9 protein-coding genes are annotated in these 9867 nt (G+C 69.3%); 5 read left to right on the top strand and 4 right to left on the bottom strand.

Annotated elements, in window-relative coordinates; all coding sequences use genetic code 11:
* Positions 1–28: 28 nt before the first annotated feature.
* The 3 genes from CEK68_RS11685 (at position 29) to CEK68_RS11675 (ending at position 3248) form a co-directional block, all read left to right on the top strand.
* Positions 29–1705, top strand: a complete 1677-nt coding sequence (locus CEK68_RS11685) for a formylglycine-generating enzyme family protein (protein WP_152239463.1) — start codon at positions 29–31, stop codon at positions 1703–1705.
* A 57-nt stretch (positions 1706–1762) separates the two neighbouring features.
* Positions 1763–2674 (top strand): M48 family metallopeptidase, encoded by a 912-nt coding sequence (locus tag CEK68_RS11680; protein WP_152239460.1) that lies wholly within the window; start codon positions 1763–1765, stop codon positions 2672–2674.
* 115 nt (positions 2675–2789) lie between these two features.
* Complete coding sequence (locus tag CEK68_RS11675; protein ID WP_017909671.1) at positions 2790–3248, top strand: DUF6491 family protein; 459 nt, start codon at positions 2790–2792, stop codon at positions 3246–3248.
* A 558-nt stretch (positions 3249–3806) separates the two neighbouring features.
* Here the strand turns inward: CEK68_RS11675 and CEK68_RS11670 are convergent.
* From CEK68_RS11670 to CEK68_RS11655, 4 genes are all read right to left on the bottom strand, one after another.
* Positions 3807–4259 (bottom strand): DUF4426 domain-containing protein, encoded by a 453-nt coding sequence (locus CEK68_RS11670; RefSeq protein ID WP_152239459.1) that lies wholly within the window; start codon positions 4257–4259, stop codon positions 3807–3809.
* A 142-nt stretch (positions 4260–4401) separates the two neighbouring features.
* Entirely contained in the window at positions 4402–5247 is an 846-nt protein-coding gene (gene proC, locus CEK68_RS11665; protein ID WP_152239458.1) for a pyrroline-5-carboxylate reductase, read from the bottom strand.
* Positions 5248–5375: 128 nt separating this feature from the next.
* Positions 5376–6404, bottom strand: coding sequence for a hypothetical protein (locus CEK68_RS11660; protein ID WP_017913913.1), 1029 nt, complete (start codon positions 6402–6404; stop codon positions 5376–5378).
* Between the two features lie 316 nt (positions 6405–6720).
* Positions 6721–7398: a YggS family pyridoxal phosphate-dependent enzyme gene (locus tag CEK68_RS11655; RefSeq protein ID WP_255424774.1), complete on the bottom strand. Its 678-nt coding sequence runs from the start codon at positions 7396–7398 to the stop codon at positions 6721–6723.
* A 100-nt stretch (positions 7399–7498) separates the two neighbouring features.
* On the opposite strand from CEK68_RS11655, the gene CEK68_RS11650 reads away from it, so the two are divergent.
* On the top strand, positions 7499–8536 hold the full coding sequence (locus tag CEK68_RS11650; protein ID WP_010344138.1) for a type IV pilus twitching motility protein PilT: 1038 nt from the start codon (positions 7499–7501) through the stop codon (positions 8534–8536).
* A gap of 127 nt (positions 8537–8663) precedes the next feature.
* Complete coding sequence (locus CEK68_RS11645; RefSeq protein ID WP_010344137.1) at positions 8664–9794, top strand: PilT/PilU family type 4a pilus ATPase; 1131 nt, start codon at positions 8664–8666, stop codon at positions 9792–9794.
* Positions 9795–9867: the final 73 nt, after the last annotated feature.

Below are 9867 nucleotides of genomic sequence, written 5' to 3'. Positions count from 1 at the left end.
TGTACATCGATATGTACATGCGAAGCGGCTGACTGTAAGAAGGGCCGGGGTACGCGCACGGCCGCAGGCGCGGCGCCAGGCGGCGCGCGCGCTGGCCGAGGATCGCCTGTTCGAGGATGCGCAGTCGGCGATTCCGCTGTACCTGGCGATCCGCAGCCTGGCGCCGAACGATCGCGTTGCCCAGGACGGCCTGCGCAAGGCGCGGCGGCGCCTGTTGCAACTCGGCGCGCAGGCGCTGGGCGATCCGGATCTTTCCGAACGCACGCTCGAGCAGGCCGCGCGCATCGCGATGGTGGCGCTGTGGCTGGATGCCGATGACCCGGCGGTGCGGCGCCTGCAGCAGCGGGTGGAGACCGCCTCGCGGGTGCTGGCCTACAACCGCGCCGGCGAGGACGACCTGCGCGGCGGCCGCCTGGGCGAGGACGGCAACGGCGCCCTGGCCAATTTCCGCGAGGCGTTGCTGCTGGATGCGGACGATGCGCGCGCGCGGCAGGGCGTGGCGGCGGTGGAAAGCGCGCTGATCCGTCGCGCCGAGACGGCCGCGGCGGCCTCGGATTTCGCCGCCGCCGGCAGTTGGCTGGCGCGCGCGGCGCGGGTGCGCGAGGATGCGCCCACGGTGCACGACGCGCGCGAGCGCGTGGAGCAGGTGCGGGTGGCGCGCATCGCCGCCTTGCGCGATGCCGGCCTGCGCGATCTGGCCACCCCGGCCGGATTGAAGTCGGCGCGCGAGCGCCTGGGCGACGTGCTGCGCATCGCCGATCCCGGCGACCCGGTGGCGGCGATGCTGCGCGAACGCATCGACCTGGCCACCCACTACGGCAGCTTCCGCCCCGGCCAGGTGTTCACCGACGGCATGCACGACGGCGGGCGCGGCCCGCAGATGATCGTGGTGCCGCACGGCGGCTTCCGAATGGGCGCGTCCGAGACCGAACCCGGCGCCTCGCCGGCGGAGATGCCGCAGCACTACGTGCGCTTCGACCGCGGTTTCGCCATGTCGATCACCGAGGTCACCGTGGCCGAGTTCCGCCGTTTCGTGGAGGCGACCAATGCGCGTCCGCGCGCCACCCGCCGCGGCCATTCCACCGTCTACGACGAACGCAGCGGCAACTTCGTGCGCCGCAACGGCGTGGACTGGCAGTCCGATTACCAGGGCGCGCGGGCGGCGCCGAACAGCCCGGTGATGCACGTCAGCGTGCGCGACGCCGAGGCCTATGCGGCCTGGCTGTCGCAGCAGACCGGGCGGCATTACCGGCTGCCCAGCGAGGCCGAGTTCGAATACGCCCTGCGCGCCGGCGGCCGCGGCCGCTACCCCTGGGGTAACGCCGGCACGCCGCCGCGCGGCAGCGGCAACTTCACCGGCGGCGGCGACGTCTCGCCCAGCGGGCGGCACTGGCGCAATGCCTTCGTCGGCTACACCGACGGCTTCTGGGGCCCGGCCCCGGTGGCCAGTTTTTCCGCCAACGCCTGGGGCCTGCACGACATGGCCGGCAACCTCAGCGAGTGGGTCGCCGACTGCTGGCACGCCAGTTATCGCCGCGCGCCGGCCGACGGCGCGGCCTGGTACAACCCGGGCTGCCGCTCGCGGGTGGTGCGCGGCGGCAACTGGGCCAATGCGCCGGAGCAGACCCGCGCGGCCTGGCGGCTGATGCAGGATTCGGACAGCACCAGCGCACGCGTCGGCTTCCGCCTGGTGCGCGGCATTTGACGCCGCCGCGCCGGGGCCGGCGCTAGATTGCCTCACCAGTCAGCGAGGGGGAGTGCGATGAACCAAGTCTTCGGCCGCCAGGGCGGCGAACCGGGCGGCGGCCGCCGTGGACCGCTGGGCGGGGTGCGCTGGCTGGTACTGCTGGGCTTTGCCGTGTATGCCGGGTTCTACTGGTTCTCCAACCGCAGCGAGGATCCGTACACCGGCGAGCAGGTGCTGATCGACCGCTCGTTGAATGTGGAGGACGAGAAGGCGCTGGGTCTGCAGGCGTACCAGGAGATCCTGGCGCAGGAACATCCGGTCGATCCGCAGTCGCAGGTGGCGCAGCAAGTGCGTGCGATCGCGCAGCGGCTGATCGCCAAGGTCGACGTGGTCGAGGACGCGCTGGCCGCCGAGCACGGCATGCAGGCCAAGCATTACGCGCGCGGCTTCGACTGGGACGTCAACGTGATCGAGTCCGACCAGGCCAATGCGTTCTGCCTCCCCGGCGGCAAGATGGCGGTCTACACCGGGCTGCTGCCGGTGGCCAAGAACGCCGACGCGATGGCGGTGGTGATGGGCCACGAGATCGCGCATGCGCTGCTGCGGCATGGCGCGCAGCGCATGGCCCAGCAGAAGCTGACCCAGATCGGGCAGATGGCCGGCGCTGCCGGCGGCCTGGATCCGCAACAGCAGCAGATGGCGATGGCGGCGATGGGCTATGGCTACCTGCTGCCGTACGCGCGCAGCCACGAGACCCAGGCCGACGAAGTGGGCCTGATGCTGGCCGCGGCGGCCTGTTTCGACCCGCGCGAGGCGGTGCCGCTGTGGCAGCGGATGAGCGCCAGCACTGGCGGCCAGGCGCCGCCGGAGTTCGCCTCCACCCATCCCAATCCGGGCACCCGCATCCAGAACCTGCAGGCGCTGATGCCAAAGGCGCTGGAGTACCGGCAGCGCTTCTGCGAGTCCGCGCGTGGTGCTTCGCAGTAAGCGCTGCCGTCGCCGCACGCGTTGGCTGCCTTGTCGCTGAACGCCGCGCGCTTATCCACGCTCGCGTGCACGGCGGCGGGCGCATGATGCGCTCCACACCATCGGGAGCACTGCCATGAAACGCCTGCTGCTGTCCTCCCTCGTCGCCACGGCCGTGCTGGCCGGCTGCGCCACCAACCGGCTCAGCGACGACGAGCGTCTGACCCTGTACCGCGCCCACGCCGGTGCGCCGGTGCGCGACTTCCAGTACTTCAACCGGCTCAGCGGCTGGACCGCACTCGGCGACAGCGCGCTGGCGGTGTGGACGCGCCCGAACCAGGCCTATCTGCTGGAATTCGCCGGCACCTGCCAGGACCTGGATTTCGCCCCCAGCATCGCCATCACCCATTTCGGCAGCCAGGTCTCGGCGAAGTTCGACGATGTGCTGGTGCTCGGCGGCGGCCCCGCCGCGATTCGCCTGCCGTGCCGCATCGACAGCATCCGCCCGCTCGACGTCAAGGCGCTGCGCACCTCGGAGAAGGAGCTGCGCGAGGCCAAGGTGCAGGAACGGGCGCAGCAGGCGCCTGGGAGCTGACGTAGTGCCGGGATTCGGGATTCGCGAGGCGGCGCGCGCGGTGGTGCGGCTAGGGTGATGTCGCGCCGTCGCTTGCTGGTGCAGCCTGTTGCGTCAGGTGCGGCTGCATGCGGTGTGCGGCAAGGCCAAATAGCTCCAGGGCGCACGCGAGGAGCGGCTTCAGCCTAGACCGGGCTTTCCCGGTAACGCCAGGTCGCGGCTGATCCCAAAGCAGGGGCAAGAGCCGCTGCTACGACCCGCGACGGCGCCACGATGTGCGATCGAGACGATGTGGGGGGGACTTCAGTCCCGACTGCATGCAGTGTCCGGCGCATCATCTGAGCGCACATAAGCGGCAATGCCGCGACGTCCACCGCTACCGCGTCGGGACTGAAGTCCCTCCCACAATTGACCTCGCTCGCTCTGCGCCGGTCGGTCTATCGATCTTTCCGTAGGCGCGGTTGCAGCCGAGACCGGGGATTCCCGGTAACGCCAGGTCGCGGCTGATCCCAAACAGGGGACAAGAGCCGCTCCTACGGCGGTTTGTGTTGCCTGCGCAACGCGGACGCGCGCTACGCGCTAGAAGTTGCGGGTGAAGCGCACCGTGCCGGTGCCGTCGGCGCTGCGCACCTGCACCACGAAGCGCAACTGGTCGTGGGCGCTGCTGCGCACCGTGCCGACGTAGTCGGTGTAGGCGTCGGTGCGGACCGCGCGCAGCGTCACCGGCTGGCGCTGGCCGCTGAGGTCGGTCGCCACCGCCTCCACCGTGCCCACCGCCGGTGCTTCCTCGCCGCCATGCAGGGTGCGCAGCGCGATCATCACCAACGCGGTGTCGGCCTCGCGGGCGATGCTGTAGCGGCGCGCCACGTTTTCGCTCATCGCCAGGGTGGGCAAGGCGTTGTAGTGCACGCGTAGCGTGCCGAAATCGGCCTGCGCCGGGGTGGCGGCGAGCAGTGTCGCCGGGCGTGGGGTGTCCTGGTCCGAGCAGGCGGCCAGGGCCAAGCACAGCAGCGCAACGGGCAGGACACGCATCGGCGTTCTCCGGGTTGGCGTGGCGAATAACAGGTCGTACGCAGTCGCCCGGGGGGATGTGGACCGCGCGCAGGAACTGCAGTGTACGAGCGGGAGAGGCTGATGCCGAGTAGCGTCCGCGCCCGCCTGGCCGCCGCCGCGCTCAGTCGTCGTTGGCGGCGGACAGGGCACGGCCGCGTTGCGCCGCCGCGGCGATCGCGGCTTCAGTCAGTGCCTCGAAGCCGCCGCGCTGGAAGGTCTCGATCGCGGCCTGGGTGGTGCCGTTGGGCGAGGTCACCCGGCGGCGCAGTTCGCTCGGCGCCTCGCCGGATTCGGTGAGCATGCGCGCCGCGCCGAGCACGGTCTGCAGGGTCAGGGTACGCGCGGTGTCGGCGGGCAGGCCCTGCGCGATGCCGGCCGCTTCCATCGCCTCGACGAGCAGGAAGACATAGGCAGGCCCGCTGCCGGAGACGGCGGTGACCGCATCGATCAGTGCTTCGTCCTCGACCCACACGGTGACGCCGGCGGCGGCCAGCACGCGCTCGGCGTGGGCGCGCTGCCCGGCATCGACGCCGGTGCTGGCGAACAGGCCGGTGACGCCGGCACCGAGCAGGGCCGGGGTGTTGGGCATCGCGCGGACCAGGGCGTGGCCGCCGCCGAGCCAGCGGTCCAGTTGCGCGGTGGTGATGCCGGCGGCGATGGACACCAGCAATGGCCGCTGCGCCTGCGCCAGCGTGGCCAGTTCGGTGCAGACCCCGCGCAGCACCTGCGGCTTGACCGCGAACATCCACAGCGCCGCGCCGTCGGCGGCCTCGGCCGCGGAGGCGACGGCGTGGACGCCGTACTCCGCGAACAGGGCCTCGCGCAGCGCCGCCACCGGCTCGGCCACACGGATGCGGCGCGGATCGGCGCCCTGCCGGACCAGCCCGGCGATCAGGCTGCGCGCCATGTTGCCGCCGCCGATGAAGGCGATGTCGGCGGCGTGGGAATCGGGGAAAGCGGAAGCCATGTGCGCACCGTCGCGAAGAGGGAGCGCCATGGTAGCGGCTGCGCCGCGCCGCGTTGCTGCGGTGCGGCGCAGTCCGGGTCACGCTGCGGAAGAACGCGCCGGCCGCCATGCGGACCGGCGCGACGGACTCAGTTGGACTCGGTGAAGGTGATCGACGGCGTGCTGCCGCCGGCCGTCGAGCAGCTGCCCAGGTTGAGGTTGTTGGTCTCGCCGGTGCTGCCGGCATTGGCCGCGCAGGTCGGGGCGGCGGTGGAGCCGTTGGTGGCGGCCACCTTCACCGTGATCGACGAGCCGGAGTTGAAGTTGGCGCTGGAACCGCCGGCGTTGCCGACCACGTTGAACTCGGCGTCCTTCCACACGGTGGCCAGCTTGACCACGCTGTCCCTGGCGCTGACGCTGTAGGCGGTGCCGTTGTTGGTGAAGGTGATGGTGTCGTTGCCGTTGGCGGTGGCCGAACCGGTCAGCTTGAGGTTGGCCAGTTGCGTGGCCGGCACGTCCGGCGCGCTGACCGCATTGCTGTTGCGGTAGCAGTCCGAACCGCCGCCGCTCATCCAGCCGCTCGGGCAGCTGCTGCCGTAGCCGATCAGCCAGTACTGCATGAACACCGCGGCCTGGCCCTGGGTCTCGTAGTCGGTGGCGTAGACGAACTGCTGCCACACGGTGCAGCCGGAGCGGCCGCCGCAGACGCTGGTGGTGGCGTTGTAGTTGGAGTTGATCTGCAGCGAGTACTCGTTCGGGCCGAGGATGCCGCCGCCGCCGAAGGAGGCCACGCCCACGCCTTTCTCCGAGGTCACGCCGGTCACCTGCGGGAAGCTGCCCACGACCTTGCTGATCAGGCTGCTGGAACGCAGCGCGTAGTCGTAGCCGTTGCCGGTGGTCTCGGTGGCGCCGAACAGGATCTTGTGCGGGATCGGATGCACGCGGCGGGTCAGGGTCTTGCAGACGTCCGTTTGCCACTGCGTATCGGGGAAGTTGGCATGGAAGCAGCCTTCCGCCGGCGTCGGTTGATGCGCCATGGTTTCGCGCCAGGCGGTGCGTGCCTGGACTTCCGCGGGCGACATCATCGCTTCTTCGTTGGTCCAGGCCGGCGTCGCCGTCGGCGCGGCCATGGCCGCGGGGACGTGCAGCAGACCAATGACGCAGGAGGCGAACAGCAATCGGGTGGATGCTTGCATCTGTGACCTCGTTCGAGCCGAGCGCATTCGGCAATGGACTGCGGAGTACCCGCGGTCGGCCGCCATGGAAGCGAAGCGCGTGCGTCTGAAACGTGACTGAATTAACGGTTTGCAACCGTGTCGCATGGTTCAGGAAGCGCTGTCGGCGCGAACCTTTCATTCATCCCGAAATTCTATGGTTTTCAACGAGATCGCCTACGACAGAATTCCGATGTTGGTGAATCGATTTTGAAGCGGCCGTAGACAAATCATCACGGTGTCACGGGCACTGCGGTAATGCGGCGCGGCAGCAGCCGGTTCAGCCGGAAGCGCGCGGACCGCGCGCCCCGAACAGGGCGGTGCCGACCCGCACCATGGTGGCGCCGGCGGCGATGGCGTCGGCGAAGTCGCCGCTCATGCCCATCGACAAGGTGTCGACCTGCGGGTGGGCGGTGCGCAGCCGCGCGAACAGGGCGTGCATGCGCGCGAACGCGTCGATGCGGCGTTCGGCCTCCGGCCACGGCGCGGGAATGGCCATCAGTCCGCGCAGCATCAGCGCCGGCTGCGCGGCGATGGCCGCGGCCAGCACGTCCATGGCGTCGGGCTGGCAGCCATGCTTGCTGGCCTCGTCGTCGATGTTGACCTGGATCAGCACGTTCAGCGGCGCGCGTTCGGGTGCTGCCGCGCGGCCCTTGGCCAGGGCGGCGACCAGCTTGGGCCGGTCCACGGTCTGCACCCAGTCGAACAGCGTCGCCGCCTGTTCGGCCTTGTTCGACTGCAGGTGGCCGATCAGATGCCATTCCAGTCCGGCCGCGGCCAGCGCGGCGATCTTGGCCGCCGCTTCCTGCACGTAGTTCTCGCCGAAGGCGCGCTGCCCCTGCGCGGCCAGCGCCGCCACGGCCTCGGCCGGCTGGGTCTTGGACACCGCCAGCAACTGCGCGTGCGGGCGCCCTGCGGCGTCGGCGGCGCGGTCCATGTCCAGGCGAATCTGTTGCAGCGGAGAGAGGGGCACGGCGGCGTTCCGGCAAAGGGAAGGGCGCTATACTGCCGGCCGGGGAATCATCCTTCCAGTCGCAGCCCAAGGGGAAAAGCAGCGTATGGATATCGCTGAACTATTGGCGTTCTCGGTCAAGAACAAGGCGTCCGACCTGCACCTGTCCGCGGGCCTGCCGCCGATGATCCGGGTCGATGGCGACGTCCGCCGCATCAACATTCCGGCGCTGGACCACAAGCAGGTGCACGCGCTTGTCTACGACATCATGTCGGACAAGCAGCGCCGCGACTACGAGGAATTCCTCGAGGTCGACTTCTCCTTCGAGATTCCCAGCCTGGCGCGCTTCCGCGTCAACGCGTTCAACCAGAACCGCGGCGCCGGCGCGGTGTTCCGTACCATTCCCTCGGAAGTGCTGACCCTGGAAGACCTCGGCTGCCCGCCGATCTTCCGCCAGCTGATCGACCAGCCGCAGGGCCTGATCCTGGTCACCGGGCCGACCGGCTCGGGCAAGTCGACCACGCTCGCCGGCATGATCGACTACATCAACAAGAACGAATACGGCCACATCCTCACCGTCGAGGATCCGATCGAATTCGTGCACACCTCGCAGAAGTGCCTGATCAACCAGCGCGAGGTGCACCGCGACACCCACGGCTTCAACGAGGCGCTGCGCTCGGCGTTGCGCGAAGACCCGGACATCATCCTGGTCGGCGAGTTGCGCGACCTGGAAACCATCCGCCTGGCGCTGACCGCGGCGGAAACCGGCCACCTGGTGTTCGGCACCCTGCATACCAGCTCGGCGGCCAAGACCATCGACCGCATCATCGACGTGTTCCCCGCCGGCGAGAAGCCGATGGTGCGCTCGATGCTGTCCGAATCGCTGCGCGCGGTGATCTCGCAGGCGCTGCTGAAGAAGGTCGGCGGCGGCCGCACCGCGGCCTGGGAAATCATGGTCGGCACCCCCGCCATCCGCAACCTGATCCGCGAGGACAAGGTCGCGCAAATGTACTCGGCGATCCAGACCGGCCAGCAGAACGGCATGCAGACCCTGGACCAGCACTTGCAGGACCTGGTCAAGCGCAGCCTGATCACCCGCAACCAGGCCCGCGAGTACGCCAAGGACAAGCGGTTGTTCGAGTGAGGCCGGGAATCGGGAATAGGGAATCGGGAATGGGAAGAGCAACCGCCCCATCCTTCCCGCTTCCGGATGCCCGCTGCTGCGATTCCCGATTCTCCATTCCCGATTCTCAGCTCCGAAGGAGCCGACCATGAGCACCATCGACTTCACCTCCTTCCTGAAACTGATGGCGCACCAGAAGGCGTCGGACCTGTTCATCACCTCGGGCATGCCGCCGGCGATCAAGGTGCACGGCAAGATCACCCCGATCACGCAGACGCCGCTGACCCCGCAGCAGAGCCGCGATCTGGTGCTGAACGTGATGACGCCGGCGCAGCGCGAGGAGTTCGAGAAGACCCACGAGTGCAACTTCGCCATCGGCGTGGCCGGGGTCGGGCGCTTCCGCGTCAGCTGCTTCTACCAGCGCAACCAGGTCGGCATGGTGCTGCGCCGGATCGAGACGCGCATTCCCAGCGTGGACGAGCTGAACCTGCCGCCGGTGATCAAGACCCTGGCGATGACCAAGCGCGGCATCATCATCTTCGTCGGCGCCACCGGCACCGGCAAGTCGACCTCGCTGGCGGCGATGATCGGCTACCGCAACCAGAACTCCACCGGGCACATCATCACCATCGAGGACCCGATCGAGTTCGTGCACAAGCACGAGGGCTGCATCATCACCCAGCGCGAGGTCGGCATCGACACCGACAGCTGGGAGAACGCGCTGAAGAACACCCTGCGCCAGGCGCCGGACGTGATCATGATCGGCGAGGTGCGCACCCGCGAGGGCATGGACCATGCCATCTCCTTCGCCGAGACCGGCCACCTGGTGCTGTGCACCCTGCACGCCAACAACGCCAACCAGGCGATGGACCGCGTCATCAACTTCTTCCCCGAGGACCGCCGCAGCCAGCTGCTGATGGACCTGTCGCTGAACCTGCGCGGCGTGGTCGCGCAGCAGCTGATCCCGACCCCGGACGGCAAGGGCCGCCGCGTGGCCATGGAGATCATGCTCGGTACGCCGCTGGTGCAGGACTACATCCGCGAGGGCGAGATTCACAAGCTCAAGGACGTGATGAAGGAGTCCACCAACCTGGGCATGAAGACCTTCGACCAGAGCCTGTTCGAGCTGTACCAGGCCGGCGAGATCAGCTACGAGGATGCGCTGCGCCACGCCGATTCGCAGAACGAGGTGCGCCTGCGCATCAAGCTGGCGCAGGGTGGCGACGCGCGCACCCTGGCGCAGGGCCTGGACGGGGTCGAGATCGCCGAGGTGCGCTGAGCCTGGTGGGCGAGCGCAGGGCCGGCCGCAGGGTGCGCCGGTGCGGAACCAGGATCGCGCCGGTTGTCTCGCG

The sequence above is a fragment of the Xanthomonas sp. LMG 12461 genome, assembly GCF_009192935.1.
Lineage (GTDB): Bacteria > Pseudomonadota > Gammaproteobacteria > Xanthomonadales > Xanthomonadaceae > Xanthomonas_A > Xanthomonas_A sontii.
The sequence above is the reverse complement of the archived record's forward strand: the minus strand, read 5'-3'. Positions and strand labels throughout refer to the sequence as shown.